At 67.7% G+C, this 17677-nt stretch carries 18 protein-coding genes and 2 tRNA genes; 7 read left to right on the top strand and 13 right to left on the bottom strand.

Annotated elements, in window-relative coordinates; genetic code table 11:
- The first annotated feature begins 38 nt into the window (after positions 1 to 38).
- On the top strand, positions 39 to 2045 hold the full coding sequence (gene pknB / locus ACFYRY_RS37345; protein ID WP_389156136.1) for a Stk1 family PASTA domain-containing Ser/Thr kinase: 2007 nt from the start codon (positions 39 to 41) through the stop codon (positions 2043 to 2045).
- 220 nt (positions 2046 to 2265) lie between these two features.
- Positions 2266 to 3306, top strand: a complete 1041-nt coding sequence (locus tag ACFYRY_RS37340; protein ID WP_389156133.1) for a restriction endonuclease — start codon at positions 2266 to 2268, stop codon at positions 3304 to 3306.
- A 96-nt stretch (positions 3307 to 3402) separates the two neighbouring features.
- Here the strand turns inward: ACFYRY_RS37340 and ACFYRY_RS37335 are convergent, their stop codons facing one another.
- From ACFYRY_RS37335 to ACFYRY_RS37310, 6 genes are read right to left on the bottom strand one after another with little or no spacing between them, the layout of a single operon-like run.
- Positions 3403 to 4161, bottom strand: a complete 759-nt coding sequence (locus ACFYRY_RS37335) for a class E sortase (RefSeq protein ID WP_389156262.1) — start codon at positions 4159 to 4161, stop codon at positions 3403 to 3405.
- A gap of 12 nt (positions 4162 to 4173) precedes the next feature.
- Positions 4174 to 5361 carry a class E sortase gene (locus ACFYRY_RS37330; RefSeq protein WP_389156130.1) on the bottom strand — a complete coding sequence of 396 codons (1188 nt, stop codon included), beginning with the start codon at positions 5359 to 5361 and terminating at the stop codon, positions 4174 to 4176.
- Positions 5358 to 5996 (bottom strand): aminodeoxychorismate/anthranilate synthase component II, encoded by a 639-nt coding sequence (locus ACFYRY_RS37325; protein ID WP_389156128.1) that lies wholly within the window; start codon positions 5994 to 5996, stop codon positions 5358 to 5360. The genes ACFYRY_RS37330 and ACFYRY_RS37325 overlap by 4 nt, the downstream gene beginning before the upstream one ends.
- The gene (locus ACFYRY_RS37320) at positions 5993 to 6154 is read right to left on the bottom strand and encodes a hypothetical protein (protein WP_389156125.1); all 162 of its coding nucleotides are present in this window, start codon (positions 6152 to 6154) and stop codon (positions 5993 to 5995) included. The genes ACFYRY_RS37325 and ACFYRY_RS37320 overlap by 4 nt, the downstream gene beginning before the upstream one ends.
- Positions 6155 to 6206: 52 nt before the next feature.
- Positions 6207 to 6953, bottom strand: a complete 747-nt coding sequence (locus ACFYRY_RS37315) for a class E sortase (RefSeq protein ID WP_389156122.1) — start codon at positions 6951 to 6953, stop codon at positions 6207 to 6209.
- Between the two features lie 21 nt (positions 6954 to 6974).
- Positions 6975 to 7754 (bottom strand): DUF881 domain-containing protein, encoded by a 780-nt coding sequence (locus ACFYRY_RS37310; RefSeq protein WP_389156120.1) that lies wholly within the window; start codon positions 7752 to 7754, stop codon positions 6975 to 6977.
- Between the two features lie 141 nt (positions 7755 to 7895).
- On the opposite strand from ACFYRY_RS37310, the gene crgA reads away from it, so the two are divergent.
- Positions 7896 to 8150, top strand: a complete 255-nt coding sequence (crgA, locus tag ACFYRY_RS37305; protein ID WP_030665812.1) for a cell division protein CrgA — start codon at positions 7896 to 7898, stop codon at positions 8148 to 8150.
- 278 nt (positions 8151 to 8428) lie between these two features.
- Here the strand turns inward: crgA and ACFYRY_RS37300 are convergent, their stop codons facing one another.
- Together ACFYRY_RS37300 and ACFYRY_RS37295 are read right to left on the bottom strand one after the other, a co-directional pair.
- The gene (locus tag ACFYRY_RS37300; protein ID WP_389156117.1) at positions 8429 to 9316 is read right to left on the bottom strand and encodes a rhomboid family intramembrane serine protease; all 888 of its coding nucleotides are present in this window, start codon (positions 9314 to 9316) and stop codon (positions 8429 to 8431) included.
- 122 nt (positions 9317 to 9438) lie between these two features.
- On the bottom strand, positions 9439 to 9972 hold the full coding sequence (locus ACFYRY_RS37295) for a peptidylprolyl isomerase (RefSeq protein WP_356764820.1): 534 nt from the start codon (positions 9970 to 9972) through the stop codon (positions 9439 to 9441).
- A gap of 371 nt (positions 9973 to 10343) precedes the next feature.
- Between ACFYRY_RS37295 and ACFYRY_RS37290 the strand changes: the two genes are divergently transcribed.
- Positions 10344 to 11054 (top strand): DUF5324 family protein, encoded by a 711-nt coding sequence (locus tag ACFYRY_RS37290; protein ID WP_389156114.1) that lies wholly within the window; start codon positions 10344 to 10346, stop codon positions 11052 to 11054.
- Between the two features lie 193 nt (positions 11055 to 11247).
- On the opposite strand, the gene ACFYRY_RS37285 is transcribed toward ACFYRY_RS37290, so the two are convergent.
- Positions 11248 to 11320 (bottom strand) — tRNA-Ala (locus tag ACFYRY_RS37285).
- Positions 11321 to 11499: 179 nt separating this feature from the next.
- Between ACFYRY_RS37285 and ACFYRY_RS37280 the strand changes: the two genes are divergently transcribed.
- Complete coding sequence (locus ACFYRY_RS37280; RefSeq protein ID WP_389156111.1) at positions 11500 to 12048, top strand: helix-turn-helix domain-containing protein; 549 nt, start codon at positions 11500 to 11502, stop codon at positions 12046 to 12048.
- A 196-nt stretch (positions 12049 to 12244) separates the two neighbouring features.
- On the top strand, positions 12245 to 13741 hold the full coding sequence (locus ACFYRY_RS37275) for a serine/threonine-protein kinase (RefSeq protein WP_389156108.1): 1497 nt from the start codon (positions 12245 to 12247) through the stop codon (positions 13739 to 13741).
- An 89-nt stretch (positions 13742 to 13830) separates the two neighbouring features.
- Here the strand turns inward: ACFYRY_RS37275 and ACFYRY_RS37270 are convergent, their stop codons facing one another.
- Both ACFYRY_RS37270 and ACFYRY_RS37265 read right to left on the bottom strand, forming a co-directional pair.
- A complete protein-coding gene (locus ACFYRY_RS37270; RefSeq protein ID WP_389156105.1) occupies positions 13831 to 15111 on the bottom strand; it encodes a hypothetical protein in 1281 nt (426 codons plus the stop codon).
- A 302-nt stretch (positions 15112 to 15413) separates the two neighbouring features.
- On the bottom strand, positions 15414 to 15542 hold the full coding sequence (locus ACFYRY_RS37265; protein ID WP_003999697.1) for a DLW-39 family protein: 129 nt from the start codon (positions 15540 to 15542) through the stop codon (positions 15414 to 15416).
- A gap of 338 nt (positions 15543 to 15880) precedes the next feature.
- Between ACFYRY_RS37265 and ACFYRY_RS37260 the strand changes: the two genes are divergently transcribed.
- On the top strand, positions 15881 to 16276 hold the full coding sequence (locus tag ACFYRY_RS37260; RefSeq protein ID WP_389156102.1) for a DUF6344 domain-containing protein: 396 nt from the start codon (positions 15881 to 15883) through the stop codon (positions 16274 to 16276).
- Positions 16277 to 16620: 344 nt separating this feature from the next.
- On the opposite strand, the gene ACFYRY_RS37255 is transcribed toward ACFYRY_RS37260, so the two are convergent.
- Both ACFYRY_RS37255 and ACFYRY_RS37250 read right to left on the bottom strand, forming a co-directional pair.
- Positions 16621 to 16697: transfer RNA gene (locus ACFYRY_RS37255), tRNA-Ile, on the bottom strand.
- Between the two features lie 111 nt (positions 16698 to 16808).
- On the bottom strand, positions 16809 to 17666 hold the full coding sequence (locus tag ACFYRY_RS37250) for a DUF3566 domain-containing protein (protein WP_389156099.1): 858 nt from the start codon (positions 17664 to 17666) through the stop codon (positions 16809 to 16811).
- Positions 17667 to 17677: the final 11 nt, after the last annotated feature.

Here is a 17677-nt window from a genome sequence, read left to right as displayed (position 1 = left end):
TGCGAGCCGGGACCGACGGAGAGGGCTGGTAGCAAGCTATGGAAGAGCCGCGTCGCCTCGGCGGCCGGTACGAGCTGGGCCAGGTGCTCGGCCGTGGTGGCATGGCGGAGGTATACCTCGCCATGGACACGCGCCTCGGCCGCACCGTGGCGGTGAAGACGCTGCGTGCGGACCTCGCACGCGACCCGTCCTTCCAGGCCCGGTTCCGCCGGGAGGCCCAGTCGGCCGCCTCGCTCAACCATCCCGCGATCGTCGCGGTCTACGACACGGGCGAGGACTACATCGACGGGGTCTCGATCCCGTACATCGTCATGGAGTACGTCGACGGCTCCACTCTGCGTGAGCTACTCCACAGCGGCCGCAAGCTGCTGCCGGAGCGCACGCTGGAGATGACCATCGGCATCCTCCAGGCCCTGGAGTACTCCCACCGCGCCGGCATCGTCCACCGCGACATCAAGCCCGCCAACGTCATGCTGACGCGCAACGGCCAGGTCAAGGTGATGGACTTCGGCATCGCCCGCGCCATGGGCGACTCCGGCATGACGATGACCCAGACATCCGCGGTCATCGGCACCGCCCAGTACCTCTCCCCGGAGCAGGCCAAGGGCGAGCAGGTCGACGCGCGGTCCGACCTCTACTCCACGGGCTGCCTGCTCTACGAGCTCCTGACGGTCCGCCCGCCGTTCGTCGGCGACTCCCCGGTGGCGGTCGCGTACCAGCACGTCCGGGAAGAGCCCCAGGCCCCGTCGGTGTTCGATCCCGAGCTGACGCCCGAGATGGACGCCATCGTCCTGAAGGCGCTGGTCAAGGACCCGAACTATCGCTACCAGTCGGCCGACGAGATGCGCCTCGACATCGAGGCCTGCCTCGACGGCCAGCCGGTCGCGGCCACCGCCGCGATGGGCTCCGTGGGCTACGGCGGCTACCCCGACGACCAGCCGACGACCGCCCTGCGCTCCGACGCGGGCGCCGGGGCGACGACCATGCTCCCCCCGATGAACCCGGACGACGGCGGCTACGGCTACGACGACCGCCCGGGCCGACGCCGCCCGAAGAAGTCGAACACGTCGACGATTCTGCTGGTGGTGGCGGGGGTTCTGGTACTCGTCGGCGCGATTCTGATCGGGAAGTGGATCTTCGCGGGTGACGGGGTGGCCAACGACACCGTGCCTGTACCCAACCTCATCAGCCTGAAAGAAGCTGACGCGAGGTCGCAATTGAGAAACAGCGACCTGAAGGTAGGAACGGTCACGCAGAAGCCTTGCGAGAACCAGACCAAGGGCACGGTATGCGACCAAGATCCCAAGGCCAAGGCAGAGGTCAAGAAGCAGACCATTGTCAACCTGGTGATCTCGACCGGGGCGCCGAAGGTCGCGGTTCCGAACGTCACGGGCCTGACTTTCGAAAAGGCTAAGTCCGATCTGACGGACAAGGGATTTGAGGTCGAGCAGAAGACCGAGGTGTCCGATCGTGATCCAGGCGTCGTCATCAGCCAGGACCCCGAGGGCGACACGGAACAGGAGAAGGGCTCGACGATCACCCTCACCATCGCCAAGGCCGAGGAGAAGGCCACCGTCCCGGACGTCCTGGACCAGTCCTGTGACGCCGCCAAGGCACAGATGACGGCGAACAACCTCGTCGGCAACTGCACCGACGTGGAGGTCCAGGACCAGAACCAGGTCGGCAAGGTCATCGAGACCACGCCGTCGGCGGGCTCCCAGGCTGACAAGAACTCCACGGTGGAGATGAAGGTCGGCAAGGCAGCCCCGCAGAAGACACAGGTTCCCAGCGTCGTCGGCCAGACGGTCGGACAGGCCAAGCAGACCCTCCAGGCGGCCGGCTTCACCAACATCCAGTTCGCCAACGGAAGCAACCAGAGCGACACCGCGTTCGTGACCCAGCAGGATCCGCAGGGCAACTCCGAGATCAACGACGACCCGGCAAACACCACGGTCACGCTGACGACCATCGGCGGCGACGGCGGCAATGGCGGCGGCAACGGTGGCAACGGCGGCGGAGGATTCTTCGGCGGCGGCACCGGATAGCGGCCCGCCGGCGGACGGACCCCACGTCCCCCTGGCACGAGCGAAGCCCCAGCACCTGTTCGCAGGGCGCTGGGGCTTTCTCGTGGCCGTCTCCCGACGGACGGGTGTACCCGCATCGATCGTGCCTTCCCATCCGACGACTCGTTGATCGGTTGGGGTGGGCTGTCGGAGCTCTGCCCTGGCCGCACGGCCACGCCACGAACGGACGGACGGGCTGAACGTGATCAACGAATCGGCGCTCCTGGAATCGAAGAGCCTGCGCGGCAGCGTGCTGGAGCGCACAGACGTACTCGACAGGGTCAAGGCACTGTCGCTGCTGCCGGACGGGATGCATGTGACTACGGCGATGGTGGCGACGTACTTCGGCGTGACCATCGAAGTCATCCGGCAGCTCACAAAGCGCCACCGCGAAGAGCTGGACGTCAACGGCATGACGGTTCTTCGAGGCGCTGACCTGCAGAAATTCGAGAGTGACAACGTGTCACTCTCACTGGGCAGTTATCCACAAGCCCGCCGGAGCCTCACCATCTACTCCCGGCGTGCGGTACTCAACATCGCCATGCTCCTCCGCGACAGCGAAGTCGCCCGTCAGGTACGCCGGTATCTCCTCGACATGGAGCACCTGGCGCGCACACAGCCTGTGGAAAACCCCACCGCCACAGACACCGGCTCCCTCGACGACCGCATCGACCAGCGCCTCACCCACATCCTCGGCAAGACCGTCGTCCCGATGTTCAACGCCCTGATCGAGACGTCAGGCGAACACCGCCGCGAACTCATCGAGCTCCGCCAGGACATCGAGAACGTCGAACGCAAGCTGTGCTGGCACCACAGCCGCCTCCGGACCCTGGAAGGAGAAGCCCCGACAGACGCCGTGAGGGCCCAGCTCAAGGCCATGACCTGGCAGGCGTTCGAGCGCCATGTGGCCGACCTGCTGCAGCGTGACGGCTGTACGGACGTCGTCGTACGACAGGCCCGCACCGACAGGGGCATCGACATCACGGGACACACAGCCGATGGCCGGACCCTCGCCGTGCAGTGCAAGAACCGCGCCGGTCGCTCGTCCGTCCCCAGTGCCGACATGCAGAAGTTCGCCGGCGCGGCGCGCGCCGTGGGCCGTGCGGACGTCGCCCTGTTCGTCGCCACCTGCAACTTCAGCAGCGAAGCCCAGGCGATCGCCGATCTCAGCGGAGTCATCACCGTGAACCGCGACGAGTTGGAGGAGTGGAGCGCCGGAGTGCGTCTCAAGGCACTGCGATAGGCAACAGCCAGCAGGGCCCGAAGCCGCAAGATCTAGTTGCGGCTTCGGGCCTTCGCCATGGTAGGTGACTGAGTTACCGGAAGAAACTCAGTCACCTCACCCCAGTTCCTTCGGCGGCGTCCGCTCGCTGTCCACCTTCTGCACGCGCTGCAACTCCCCCCACACCACGTACCGGTACCGGGACGTGAACACCGGCGTGCACGTCGTCAGGGTGATGTAGTGGCCCGCCTTCGTCCTGCCGGACTCCTTGGGGACCTTCGACAGGACCTTGACGTTGTACTTCGATGTCTCGGGGAGGATCGCGAAGACCTTGTAGACGTACCACTCGGTCTTCGTCTCGAAGACGATCGGGTCGCCCTTCTTCACCTTGTCGATGTTGTGGAACTTCGCGCCGTGGCCGTCCCGGTGGGCGGCGAGCGAGAAGTTGCCGTCCTTGCCGGTGGTCGGCAGCGCGGACTTGACCGGGTCGGTGTAATAGCCGGCCACACCGTCGTTCAGGATCTTCGACGAGGTGCCCTTCTCGACCAGGACCTCACCGTTCTTCATGGCCGGCACGTGCAGGAAGCCGATGCCGTCCTTGGTGTCCAGCGCACCGGGACCGGTGTCCTGGTGGGCCGCCCAGTTGTCACGGACCTTGTCGCCCTGCCGGTCCGCCTTGCGGTCGGCGACGACGTTGGTCCACCACAGGGAGTAGACGACGAACAGGCCGAGCACCAGGCCGGCCGTGATGAGGAGCTCACCGAAGACACTGACCGCCGTGGCGATACGGCCGGGGCGGCGACGTGCCTCGGGAGGCGCGGACGCGGACGCGCCGGTGTGCTCTTCGTGCTCGGTGTCGTCGGTGGTCGCTGCCACGTTCATCTGCCCTTACTGGACGAGCGCATCCGGCTTGCCCTTGCTGCGCGGCCGTTCCTCGACCATCTTGCCCCAGACGATCATCCGGTACTTGCTGGTGAACTCCGGCGTGCACGTGGTGAGCGTGATGTACCGGCCGGGCCCGGTGAAACCGGAACCCTTGGGGACGGGGTCGATGACGCTGGTGTTGCTCGGCGGCGTCACCGGCAGGATCGACGCCATCTTGTAGACGTAGTACTTGTCCTGCGTCTCCACGACGATCGGGTCGCCCGCGGTGAGCCGGTTGATGTACCGGAACGGCTCGCCGTGCGTATTGCGGTGACCCGCGAGCGCGAAGTTGCCGGTCTTCGCGTCGGGCATCGCCGTCTTCAGCGCGCCCTCGCCGTAGTGACCGACCATGCCCCGGTCGAGCACCTTCTTGTTGCTGACGCCCTCGGCGATCGGCACGACCACGTCGAGCTTGGGGATGTGCAGGATGGCGAAGCCCTGCCCCGGTGCGAAGGCGCCCGGGTTGCGCTTGCCGCTCGCCCAGCCGTCCTGAAGGCTGCTCGTCTCCTTGTCCGCCTGCGCGTGCGCCCGGACGTTCGTCCACCACAGCTGGTAGCTGACGAACAGCAGCATCAGCACACCGGTGGTGATGAACACCTCGCCGATCGCCCGGCTGGCGACGACGCCGGGACTCGCCTTGCGCGCCCGCGCCTGCCGGCGCGCCTCCACCCGGGAGAGCGGTCGGCTCCCCTCCGCCGCCGGCTCCGACTCCGGATCCAGCTCAGGCGATGAGCCGCCGTGACGCCCGTGGCGGCGCTTGGCGGCCTTTCTGCGGGCCGCACGGCCACCCGAGGTGGATCCAGTGGCAGGTGATGCGGATGAGGCGCCAGACGCGGATATGGACTCGCCGCCGACCGCGCCCGCCGGCGGCTCGGGTATCCGCAGAGCCACCGTCTCGTCGTCGAGCGGCGGCACATACGGAGCGGGGTCGGCGACGGGCTCGTACGACACCTGCTCGTCCGCGCCCTCGTAGGACACCGGGTCGCCGGCGCCCTCGTAAGACAGCGGGTCGGCCGCGGGCTCGTAAGACACCGGGTCGAGGGACGGCTCGTACGACGCCGCCTCGACCGGGGTCTCATACGGCGCCGAGCCATAGGACTCGTACGGCGCGCCACCGTACAAGTCCTCACGCTCGGGGCGCAGCGCGGTCACGCCGTGGCCCTGCCCACCACCGGGGCGAGCCCCACCGACCTCGCCACCGCGCCCTGGTCGCCGCACTCCACCAGCCAGTTGGCCAGCATCTGGTGGCCGTGCTCCGTCAACACCGACTCGGGATGGAACTGCACGCCCTCGACAGGCAGTTCCCGGTGGCGCAGGCCCATGACGATGCCGTCGTGCGTGCGGGCGGTGATCTCAAGCTCCGCCGGGACGGTCGCGGGCTCGGCGGCGAGGGAGTGGTAGCGGGTCGCCGTGAACGGTGTGGGCAGGCCGGCGAAGACACCTCGCCCCTCGTGCTCGACCAGCGAGGTCTTGCCGTGCAGCAGCTCGGGCGCACGGTCCACCACACCGCCGTACGCCACCTGCATCGACTGCATGCCAAGGCAGACGCCGAAGACGGGAACGCCGGTGGTGGCGCAGTGCCGCACCATCTCGACGCAGACGCCGGCCTCCTCGGGAGTGCCGGGACCCGGCGACAGCAGGACACCGTCGAAGCCGTCCTGGGCGTGCGCCGTCGACACCTCGTCATTGCGCAGCACCTCGCACTCGGCGCCGAGCTGGTACAGGTACTGGACCAGGTTGAAGACGAAGCTGTCGTAGTTGTCGACGACGAGAATCCGCGCAGTCACTGGTTGTCCACCGTCACATCGTTGAAGGGAAGCAGCGGTTCCGCCCACGGAAAGACATACTGGAACAGGACGTAGACCACGGCCACGACCAGCACGAGTGAGATCAACGCCCTCACCCATGCGTTCCCCGGCAGATGCCGCCAGATCCAGCCGTACATGCCGTCCCTTCCGTCGCACCACGGCACCAGACTCACGCCGTACCGCACCAGACTAACGGCGTAGAGCCCGAGGTTTCCCTGCCTCCACAGGCTGTGTGGAGTCCAGATGCGCCCAGACAATCAGCCGATGGCTGTGCCCCCACTCCGGATCGCAAGTGGTCAGCGTGAGGTAACGGCCCGGACGCGTATACCCCGACTTACGTGGCACAGGGTCGATCACCTCGATGTCCGAGGGAACGGTTTTGTAAGGACCTTTGTCGATCCGATACGTGAACCAGGTCGACCCGTCCGTGAGCACCACCGCGTCACCGCGGCGCAGCTCGGGAAAGTCCTTGAAAGGATCGCCGTACGTGCGCCGATGGCCGGCGACCGCGAAGTTGCCCTTCTGCCCCAGTCGCGCGGTGTTCGCGTAGTGACCGAGCCCCTTCTTCAGGGTGCCGGTGGCGGTGTTCTCCAGGACCGGCTTGTTCCACGTGAAACCAAGCCGCGGGATGTACATGATCGCGAAGGGCTTCCCGCCCTTGTACGACGTCGGCGGCGCAGCGGGCTCCAAGGCGCCGGATCCCCCAGATGCACCGGGGGTGGCTGCCGTGCCGGTCGGGGTGGCCGTGTGAGGCGACGTCGTCGCCGTGGGACGCACGCTGCCCCGCGACCACTGCTCCTGCAACTGGTCGATCTGGTCGTCCATGACGTGATCGGCCTTCACGCCGGTCCAGAACAGCACATAGGCGACGAACAGCACGATCAGTGCGCCAAGGGTGATACAGAGCTCGCTGAGGGTCCTGACGATCACCCGCACCGACACAGAGCCCCCCGGCGGCTACTCCACAGGCTTCGCGTACTGCAGATCCACTGTGCCCGAGTAGCCGGGCAGAGTCACCCGTCCGTCCTCTTCGACTTTCCATCCGAGCCCGTAGACGTTGACGTACACCATGTAGTTCTGGATCGCCGCTGACGCGGTCAGCGCCTTCTGCAGCTTCTCCGGGTCACCGACCGCCGTGATCTTGTACGGCGGCGAGTAGACGCGGCCCTGGAGGATCAGGGTGTTGCCCACGCAGCGCACGGCACTGGTGGAGATCAACCGTTGGTCCATGACCTTGATGCCCTGGGCGCCGCCCTGCCACAGGGCGTTCACCACCGCCTGGAGGTCCTGCTGGTGGATGACCAGGTAGTCGGGCTGCGGCTCGGGATAGCCCGGGAGTTTGGCGGTGGCGTCCGGCGGGGCGTCATTGAGGGTGACCGAGAGCGCCTTTCCCGTCAGTTTCTCGGTGCCCGCGCCCTTCTCCAGGGCGGACAGCTTGTCGTCCTGGGCCTTGGTGCTGCCGTCGTCCCGCTCGGCGAGCGACTCGATGTCGTTACGCAAGGCCGCGTTGGACTCGTCGAGCTTGCCGTTCTTGCCGCTGCGCTCATGGATGAGGTCCGACAGCTTCAGCAAGGACGTGTCCGTCCGGATATTGGTGCCCTTGGCCGTGTTGAAACTGGTGAAGAAAATGAGCCCGGCGAGAGCGAAGACGCCCGCCGTGAGCACCCGCACCGGCCGGAAACCTCGTCTCCGGGCAGGACTGGATCCCGTCCCGGGGAAGTCGGCAGAATTGCTCAACGTACCCTTATCTCCTTCGGCACCGCGGAAGCACTACGCTAACGGACGCCCGGGGGAGCACTCGGTGTCCCCTTGTACGCTGCCTCGGAGCCAGCCCCGTACCCTGCGCGGCCACGCAGCGCATCGACAGGAGAGACCCTCGTGCCGAAGTCACGTATCCGCAAGAAGGCCGACTACACGCCGCCGCCGGCGAAGCAGGCGACCGCCATCAAGCTGACCAACCGGGCCTGGGTGGCGCCGGTGATGCTGGCCATGTTCCTCATCGGCCTGGCCTGGATCGTCGTCTTCTATGTGACCGACGGTTCGCTGCCCATCGACCAGCTCGGCAACTGGAACATCGTGGTGGGCTTCGGGTTCATCGCCGCAGGATTCGGCGTCTCGACCCAGTGGAAGTAGCGGCCACAGGCAGGTGAACGCACCTCTGCCCAGGGCTATCCACTGAGTTATCCACAGCCACTGTCCACACGGTGGGGAAAAGAAAAGACGATCTGTGGATAACTCATCGGGTGTTGACGCCGGTGTGACTGACTGACCGGTAATCGAAAACGTGTTCACACCCCGCTGACCTGCAGAAACATGGGTCAACTGCAGAGGATGCGCGCGTTCTTGCACGGTATGCACAAGATCCGACACTCACTGTGGACAACCGGCGCTCAGCTGCCTGGAAGGTCGGCTCAGGTGAGCTGGGCCGACCTCAGCACGGTCATGACCACGATCACGGCCAGGACCAGCGCGCAGGTGCCGTACTGGACCAGGGCGCGGCGCTCGCGCGGGGTGTTGATCATGGCGTAGCCCGTGATGACACCGGCGACGAGGCCACCGATGTGGGCCTGCCAGGAGATGTTGAAGGCAGGGTTGAAGGTGAAGATCAGGTTGATCACCAGCAGGGCGATGATCGGCCGCATGTCGTAGTTGCGCCGCCGTACGAGAACGGCGGTGGCACCGAAGAGGCCGAAGATGGCGCCGGAGGCGCCGAGTGTGGCCGTGCTGGGGGACGCGAGCAGATAGGCGAGGGCGCTGCCCGCGAGGCCCGAGATGAAGTAGACCGCGAGATAGCGGGCCCTGCCGAGGGCTGCTTCCAGGGGGCCGCCGAGCCACCACAGGCTGAGCATGTTGAACCCGATGTGCCAGTACTCCTGGTGCGTGAACATCGAGGTCACCAGTCGGTACCACTCGCCGTCGGCGACGCCCATGGTCGGCGTGTACGGTGCCGGAGGCCACGCGCCGACGAGCACCAGGTGGTTCAGCAGCGACGGGGAGATCTGGACGGCGATGAACACCGCGAGGTTGATGCCGATCAGGATTTTGGTGAACAGGCGGGGGTCGGCCGCGACGGTGCCACCGGCGAGGGTGCGGGGCTGGGAGGCCGCCGGGGCGTGTCCTGTGCCGGAGCCGTTGCGGACGCAGTCGGGGCACTGGAAGCCGACGGAGGCGCTGACCATGCACTCCGGGCAGATCGGTCGCTCGCAGCGAGTGCAGCGGATGCCGGTCTCACGGTTCGGGTGCCGGTAGCAGCCGGGCGTGCTCTGCGCGCCTTGTGAACTGCTTGCCGCCTGGTCCATGACATCCCCTAAGTCGTCGTCCGCACATGCACCACCCCGCCCATCCTTACGGATGAGCGGGGCGATTGGTTCCCTTCGCGCAGGCCGGGGAGGTGTGGGCCGGCCGCGCGGGTCCCGAGGTCTCAGCCCTGGCGGGTCTCGACGACGACCGACTCGATGACGACGTCCTGGACCGGGCGGTCGTTGGGGCGGGTCGTCGCGACGGCGGCGATGGCGTCGACGACCTTCTGGCCGGCCGGGTCGGTGATCTCGCCGAAGATGGTGTGCTTGCGGTTCAACCATGCCGTGGGGGAGACGGTGATGAAGAACTGCGAGCCGTTGGTGCCCGGGCCGGCGTTGGCCATGGCCAGCAGGTACGGCTTGTTGAAGGAGAGGTCGGGGTGGAACTCGTCCTCGAACTCGTATCCCGGGCCGCCGATGCCGGTGCCCAGGGGGTCACCGCCCTGGATCATGAAGCCGCTGATGACGCGGTGGAAGATCGTGCCGTCGTAGAGCTTCTTGGTGGACTTCTCTCCGGTGGCCGGGTGGGTCCACTCGCGCTCGCCCTGGGCGAGCTCGACGAAGTTCCGGACCGTTTTCGGGGCGTGGTTCGGCAGGAGCCGGACCTCGATGTCGCCGTGGTTCGTCTTCAGGGTGGCGTAGAGCTGCTCGGCCACGATCTGCCTTCCGTTGTCTTCCTGTGCCCCACCGATCCTTGCATGGTTCGCGCCTTGCGTCGCCTGGCACCCGCCCGTGCGTCCGGCTTCGGCGGTTTCGCTTACAGAAATCCGGTCAAGTGGTTACGGGGCGGGGGCGGCGCGTGGCGATCCGTGGCATTGTCGGCATTGTCGGTGACACGTTCTTGTTGTCTGTATTCGTCCTCTAGTACGCGTGATCAGCTCTTGAGTGCTTCTTGATCGGGTTTGGCACGAAGTCGGCGGCCATGACCCGGATGCCTGCCCTCACATGACCAGGCTCGTCCGAACATGCATGATCCGTAAAAGGGTGGAAAGTCGAAATACCGTACGCCACCGAGGAGGAGGATCCCGTGACCCGCATCGACAGCGTGCGCGCCGCGACCGGCTCGGCGAAGGACAGCGTGCTGCACGCCGCGGAAGTGGTGGCGCCCTACGCCGACACGGCCAAGGACAGGACCGCGCACTACGCCCACGAGGCACGCGTACGGCTCGCGCCGAAGGTGACGCAGGCCGCCGAACAGGCTCGCGTCCAGTACGACGCTCATCTCGCGCCGCGTCTGGACCAGGCCCGCTCGCAGGCTCTCGCCCATGTCCCGCCGAAGGTCGACCAGGCCGCCCACGAGGCTGCCACACGTACCCGGAAGGTCGCCAAGCAGGCCGCCGACTACTCCCTGCCGAAGATCGGGCTGGCGGTGGCCGCGGCGGGGCCGGTCCGGAACGAGGCTGCCGCACGCAGTACCGCCGCACTGGCCGCCCTGCGCGGTCAGGTCTCGCCGAAGCAGATTCAGAAGCTGGTCCGCAAGCAGGAGCGGCGTGCGCGGGCAGGACGGCTCGCCAAGGCGCTGGCTGTCGCGGGCCTCGTGGCGGGCGGCGCCTTCGCCGCCTGGAAGTGGTGGGACAAGCAGGCCAACCCTGACTGGTTGGTCGAGCCGCCCGCCGCGACGGAGGTCCCCGAAGCGTCCCGGCTGACCTCGGTGGACGGTAGCGGCAAGTCCGTACTCGACCCCGAGGTGCAGGCCAAGGAGGCTGAGGAGAGCGCCGACCGCGACGAAGGGCAGTGACGATTTCACCGTCGCCCGTGCCGTGGGGCAGGAGACCGTGTGGTCTCCTGCCCCACGGCACGTTGTGCCGGGCGGGCGGTTTCACGTGAAACACGAGCCGTTTTCGGCGGCCGACCGACGTGCCACGAGCACCCCACACCGCGCGCAAAAGACCCCTCCAACCACGTTCCCGCAGGTTGGAGGGATCTTGTTGTGGAGCCTAGGGGAGTCGAACCCCTGACATCTGCCATGCAAAGACAGCGCTCTACCAACTGAGCTAAGGCCCCAAAGGTGAACAACCACCGGAACAATCACGTACCGGTAGGTGCCGCAGACCAGAGTACCGGGTCACCCCCGTGATTCCACAAAAGGATTGGGGTCCCGGCGAACAAACACTCTCCGTAAGATGCTCCGCGTGGTTCGCTACCGCGAACCACGGTTTTTGGGGAAGCGATGGGGAGACGCAATGGACGCCGCACAGCAGGAAGCGACCGCGAGAGCGCGGGAACTGCAGCGGAACTGGTACGGGGAGCCGCTGGGGGCACTCTTCCGTAAGCTCATCGACGATCTTGGCCTCAACCAGGCTCGTCTCGCGGGGGTACTGGGACTGTCAGCGCCGATGCTGTCTCAGCTGATGAGCGGTCAGCGGGCGAAGATCGGCAATCCCGCGGTGGTCCAGCGGGTGCAGCTGCTGCAGGACCTGGCGGGGCAGGTCGCGGACGGCAGCGTCAGTGCGGCCGAGGCGACCGAGCGCATGGAAGAGATCAAGAAGTCGCAGGGGGGCTCGGTGCTCAACAACACCACACAGACGACGAGCAGTTCGGGGGCGCCCACGGTCAAGCGGGTGGTCCGCGAGATCCAGTCGCTGCTGCGCTCGGTGGCAGCCGCGGGAGACATCATCGAGGCGGCTGACACCCTCACCTCGACCCACCCGGAGCTGGCAGAGTTCCTCCGGGTGTACGGCGCCGGCCGCACCTCCGACGCTGTCACGCACTACCAGTCCCACCAGAGCTGAGCCCGCGGCCCGGTCGCCGAAGGGGGTTCGGCGGCCGGGCCGACGGCCCAGGAGGCACGAGAGGGTCGTGTCCGTCGGGGGAGACGCGTGGGGGCGTGTCATTCACTGAAGACGGCATGGAGGGGTCGTATCGCTCATCGAGGGGGAAGCAAGGGGAGGTAAGGGGGATCCGAAGGGGGAGGAGCGACGCACGGCCATGGGTGAGGTCTTCGCCGGACGGTACGAACTGGTCGATCCGATCGGACGCGGAGGGGTCGGCGCGGTGTGGCGCGCCTGGGACCATCGCCGCCGACGGTATGTGGCCGCCAAGGTCCTGCAACAGCGGGACGCGCACGCCCTGTTGCGCTTCGTGCGTGAACAGGCGCTCAGGATCGACCACCCCCATGTGCTCGCGCCCGCCAGCTGGGCGGCCGATGACGACAAGGTCCTGTTCACCATGGACCTGGTCGCGGGCGGCTCTTTGGTCCACCTCGTCGGTGACTACGGTCCGCTGCCTCCGTCCTTCGTCTGTACTCTGCTCGACCAGCTCCTGGCTGGACTTGCCGCGGTGCACGCGGAAGGCGTGGTCCACCGCGACGTCAAGCCCGCGAACATCCTGCTCGAGGCCACCGGCACGAGTCGTCCCCGACTGCGTCTGTCGGACTTCGGTATCGCGATGCGCCTGGGCGAACCCCGTCTGACGGAGACCAACCTTGTGGTCGGGACGCCCGGTTACATCGCACCCGAGCAGATGCTGGGCGCGGACCCGGACTTCCCCGCGGATCTGTTCGCGGTCGGACTGGTCGCCCTGTATCTCCTGGAGGGCGCCAAGCCGGACGCCAAGGCCCTCGTGGAGTATTTCGCTGTCCATGGCACCCCGAGCGCACCCAAGAGCGTCCCAGAGCCGCTCTGGCAGGTCGTCGCCTCGATGCTGCAACCGGATCCCCAGGCTCGTTTCCGCACGGCCACGGGGGCGCGTAAGGCGCTCGCGTCCGCCGCTGAGCTCCTGCCGGAGCCGGGCTCCGACGACGAACAGATCGAGATCTTCGATCAACTCGGCTCTCTGCCAACGGGTTTCGCCCCTGAGGGCCCTCTCAAACAGGCACCGGGCGTGGACACGGCCAGCACAGGCTCAAGGACCGTCGGCACCGACGCGGGCAACGCTCACGGCCTCGGCCGTACCGCCGCCCCGGAGTCGGACGCCGGCGCGAAGCCGCTCACCATGTCGGACACCGGCAGCTTCCATCTGCCCCCGCCTCAGCCCACGACGACCTCCTCCCGAACAGGCGCCCCACCGGCTCCACAACCGCACCCCGCGCCCCCTCAACCCCAGTCCCACCCCCGCGCTCACCCACAGGCACAGGCACAGGCACAGGCACAGGCACAGGCACACCAGAATCAACCGGAGCAGTCCGCCGGCCACTCCCCCCACGACCGGACCCACCTGCTCTCCTCCCCCCGACCGCCTGCTCCCCGGTATCCTGCCCACTCGCCAACAACAGCTCTGCACCAGCGCGTTGACGTCTCCACTGTCGCGTACACCGCTCAGGCCGAGCAGGTTCCCCCTGCTGCGCGGGACAGCGCGCACGTCACGCAACCGCGTCATCGAGCCGCCCGCCGCCGCTCCGGCCCGTCGGCCAAGGTGGCGATCCCGCTCCTGCTTCTCGCGCTGGCCTGTTACGCCGCGGGTTTCTGGGCCCTCACCCGTCTCTGATCCGGTGTCCCGCGACGCTGAGCCCGGGCCCGAGCTCCGTCCGACCTGCGGGGCCGCAAACGCCCTGCGGGAGGGGACTGAGACCCGGCCTACTGGACTCCAGCTCTCCGGCGCCCCAGCAGCGTCCACACCCCGAGCCCCATCAGCAGCGCGGTCCCCGTGCCGATCCCACCCGCCGCGAGGAGCCTCATCGCGGTGTCGTCGTCCGTCGAGGTCGGGCCGTCCGCGGCCGCCGTCTCCCGGTCTCGTGCCGTGACGCCGAAGACGCCCCGTGGATCGGGCTCCCCCGCGTATCCGGGGCCGGCCGTCGACGTGCCCGTAACCCGCACCCGCAGGGTCAGGTCGTAGGGCCCCTCGCCGAATCTGTCGGCCACCTGCTCCGAGAGGTGCACGGCGAGGTAGTACGAGCCCGCGAACCGCATCCCGCTGACCCGGTCGGAGACGTCGTACCGGTTGGCGTACTCGACCGGCGGCAACGGTTCGAGCTCCGCCGCGCGCTGGCTGCCGTCGTAGACCACGCTCGCGTCGTCGACGAGACCGCGCACGGGGTTGTAGAGGGACACCACCAGCGCCCTGGCCACCAGGCCGTTGTCGGCGTCGGAACTGCCCAGCTCGGCGGTGGTGTACAGCTGCTGCCCCCAGTCCACGGGCACCGCGTAGAACAACGTCTCCCCGGGCAGGATGTCGTCGCGCCAGACTCCCTGTCCCACGGGTGTCGCCCCGGCGAAGCCCGAGGAGCCCCGCCGCGACGTGGCCTCGCCGGTCACAGGGGTGGGCGGGGCGGAGTTCCAGTCCTCGGGTGCACTCGTCGCACCGTCGTTCTTCAGGGCGGGCTCCGAGGCCGTGGCGAGTTCCAGTCCCCAGGTGTCCGACGAGGACCCCGCTCGGTGAACGCGCTCGACGAGGACGTAGTACGCCCCGGCCTCCTCGCACCGGGACCCGGCGCGCGAGGTGTCCCGTGCGCCCAGGGCGGTGAGGGGGCGGGGCCGACGGTCGGTGCCGACGCTGGCGGTGTCGATGGAACAGAAGTGGCTGTCGGCGTCCTGCACCGACACCTTGATGCCGTCCGTCGCGGAGACCGTCGTACCGGAGCCGGGGACGGCGGTGACCGACACGTACACGGTCGAGGCGGCGTCGAGGTCGAGGCGGTAGTAGACCTTGCCGTCGACGGGGAGGGAGCTCCGGTACGTCGAACCGGGAGCCAGGGCGGTGGCGTTGCCGGTGTCGGACGAGCCGGCGACGGACCGGTCGTTCGGGTCGAAGCCGTAGGAGTCCCATGGTCCGGCCGCATGCGCGGGCAGTGCGGACACCACCGCGGTCAGGCACAGTGCCGCACCCGCGGCGGCAGCCGTCCTGAGGACGGCGATCACTCGCCGGGCAGCCGCGTGCGGAGGCGCCGGCGGACGACCGTCACTGTGCCGTCTCCACCCCGTACGCCGCCCCATGACGCGCCACCCCACTCGTCGTTGCCCGGGCCCTTAGACCGTGTGACCGTCGCCCATCCTGCCCCTTCGGACGGCACACCATCCGCTTAATCCGTACGGGCGTCCGAAACAACCCGGCGGCGGCGTGCGCGGTGGCGCGCCGAGCACTGCCACAGGATTCGAGCCCGCGCAACACAAAACCCCGACCGCGATCGCGGCCGGGGTCTCTGTTCAGAATCGGTCGGTACTCACGAACCCGTGGGCACGGAGTCAGTCGCCTCCGTCCACAGATCCTGCTCGGCGCGATCCGCCTGGATCTGGCGGTACACGAGGAGCCCGCCGATGGCGGCCAGTGCGACCAGGAGAAGCTTCTTCACCGCGCGACCTCGTCTTTCCTTGACGTAGGGGACCTCTGGCGCCCGACTATACACACCGACCGAGACCGATCGGTGACCTGCGTGGGGCCTCAACTCCCGTGCGGAACATGCCAGTACAACTGGACCATCACCCTCCGATCAGAGGGTGATCACATCCGTACAGACGGTGACTAATCGGTGTTTTCTGTCCGTATCGCCGCTTTCTGGTCCTTCTTGCACCCATCCGAGTGGTGTTCATCCGAAGATCGACGCGCCACGGGCGTCAGTCCACCACTTCTTCGCCCCCATACACATCATGAGGGAAGTACGCAAATCGCCCAACCCGAAAGTGAGGGGCCATGGCCCAGAACAAGGTCATGAACCTGTGGACCGCCTTCGTCACCGCCTTGCTCGCACTGTGCGCCGCGCTCGGACTCATCACGACCACCGCCGCCGCGGCCGTACCGCAGACCGAGCCGACCCGCAACAGCACGACGGAGCGGGCGACGCCCTCGGTGATGACTCCCGGGTACGTGCCCTGGTCCTACGCCAAGGATCTGCCCCCCACGATGAAACAGCGCATCCGAGCCGAGGCCCACGGCAAGACTCCCAGTTGCCGCCACCGGCCCCTCACGGACATCGACGCGGCGGTTTCGGCGGGCGGCGCGACACCTGATACGGCGGCGGACGCCACCGACACAACCTGCGAGTCCGTCGCCACCCCGGACGAGCCCGCCACACCCCTCCAGCGCTGACAGCGCGGAGAGCGCTCGAATACCGACACCACTGACAGCTCTGGCAGCTCTGACATCACCGTCCGCGCGGTACCCGACGTACTCCGCGGCCCCCAGCAGCTGTGTCATGCCTTCTCTCACGTCCCTGACGGCACGGCGATCTTGCGTACACGCCCTGGAGAAGGAACCCGAGACCCCCAGCCGGACATGGCTGGGGGTCTTTCTCTTTCCTGAGCCGATCCTCGGACTCCCCCGAGGAACCCCTTCGCTGAGCCTGCCGACACGGCGGTCCTGACGGCACGGCGGTCGGTGTCAGCCGTACACGTCGAAGGCCCCCAACCGTGATCGGTTGGGGGCCTTCGTGCTGGTGGGGCTAACAGGATTTGAACCTGTGGCCTCATCCTTATCAGGGATGCGCTCTAACCAACTGAGCTATAGCCCCGCCGCGCTCTGCGGTGTGTGTCCCGCGCGCTGACCCCTGAAGATTAGCGCACGACGTGGGCAGTCCCAAAATCGGTTCCCGGGGGACGGTCACCGAAGGTCGGGGGTGTGGTCACTCGTCCTCGGCCAGCGTCAGCTCGACGCCCCCGACGAAGCCGGCGGAGAGGTTGTAGATGAACGCGCCGAGCGTCGCCAGTGCCGTCGCGAGAACGACGTCGATGACCGCGATGATCGCCGCGAACAGCAGGACGTTGGGCAACGACAGGAATGACTGCAGGTCGAAGCCGTTCGACTCGTTCGAGCCTGTCGCCTCCGAGATCGTGCCGCCGACCGTCGAGAACACGCCCATCGCGTCCATGACCATCCACAGCACCGCGGCCGCCACGATCGTGCAGATGCCCAGCGCGATGGAGAGCAGGAAGCTGACCTTCATCACCGACCACGGGTCGGCCTTGGCCACCCGCAGACGGGCCTTGCGGGTACGGGGCATGGTGCTCGCGCCGGTGCGCGGGCGTCGTACCCCGGCGGCCTGCGCCTGCGTCGCGTAGGCCTGCGGCGGGCGGTACGGCTCACCGGGCTGCTGCGGCTGCCGTTCCCCCGGCAGCGGAGAGGCCGCGGCCGGTGGCTGGACCGGCGGCTGAGCCTGGGTGCCCGGAGCGGCCGGGGCCTGGCTCGCGGCGGTGGTCTGCCGCTGGGCCTGCGGACCTCGGGTGTCCGTCACAGTTCCCCCCTGGGATCCATGCGTGTCGGGCGAGCGCGACTCGGTCGCGGGAGACTTGATCGCCTGCAGGTTGGTCGTATGCGGGTCTGTCGCGCGTGCGTCCGCCGTGCGCGCATCCCCCATGCGCGGATTCGCCGTGCGCGATTCTGCCGCGTTCGCGGCGGAGCCACGGCCTCCGCCGCCCGTCTCCGAACCGGTGGAAGAACCGGTAGAGGCTTTGGACGATCCGGCGCCCGTGGCTCCGCTCACGATGACTCTCT

It is taken from the genome of Streptomyces sp. NPDC005263 (assembly GCF_042872365.1).
Lineage (GTDB): Bacteria > Actinomycetota > Actinomycetes > Streptomycetales > Streptomycetaceae > Streptomyces.
Note: the sequence above shows the minus strand (reverse complement) of the source record. Positions and strands in the feature narration are given on the sequence as shown.

Excerpts from the sequence above, each read along its gene's own strand:
- ACFYRY_RS37320 (WP_389156125.1), bottom strand. The coding sequence starts at position 6,154 with ATGTACGGCTGGATCTGGCGGCATCTGCCGGGGAACGCATGGGTGAGG.
- ACFYRY_RS37260 (WP_389156102.1), top strand. The coding sequence starts at position 15,881 with ATGGCCCAGAACAAGGTCATGAACCTGTGGACCGCCTTCGTCACCGCC.
- ACFYRY_RS37300 (WP_389156117.1), bottom strand. The coding sequence starts at position 9,316 with ATGGACCAGGCGGCAAGCAGTTCACAAGGCGCGCAGAGCACGCCCGGC.
- ACFYRY_RS37280 (WP_389156111.1), top strand. The coding sequence starts at position 11,500 with ATGGACGCCGCACAGCAGGAAGCGACCGCGAGAGCGCGGGAACTGCAG.
- ACFYRY_RS37275 (WP_389156108.1), top strand. The coding sequence starts at position 12,245 with ATGGGTGAGGTCTTCGCCGGACGGTACGAACTGGTCGATCCGATCGGA.
- pknB (WP_389156136.1), top strand. The coding sequence starts at position 39 with ATGGAAGAGCCGCGTCGCCTCGGCGGCCGGTACGAGCTGGGCCAGGTG.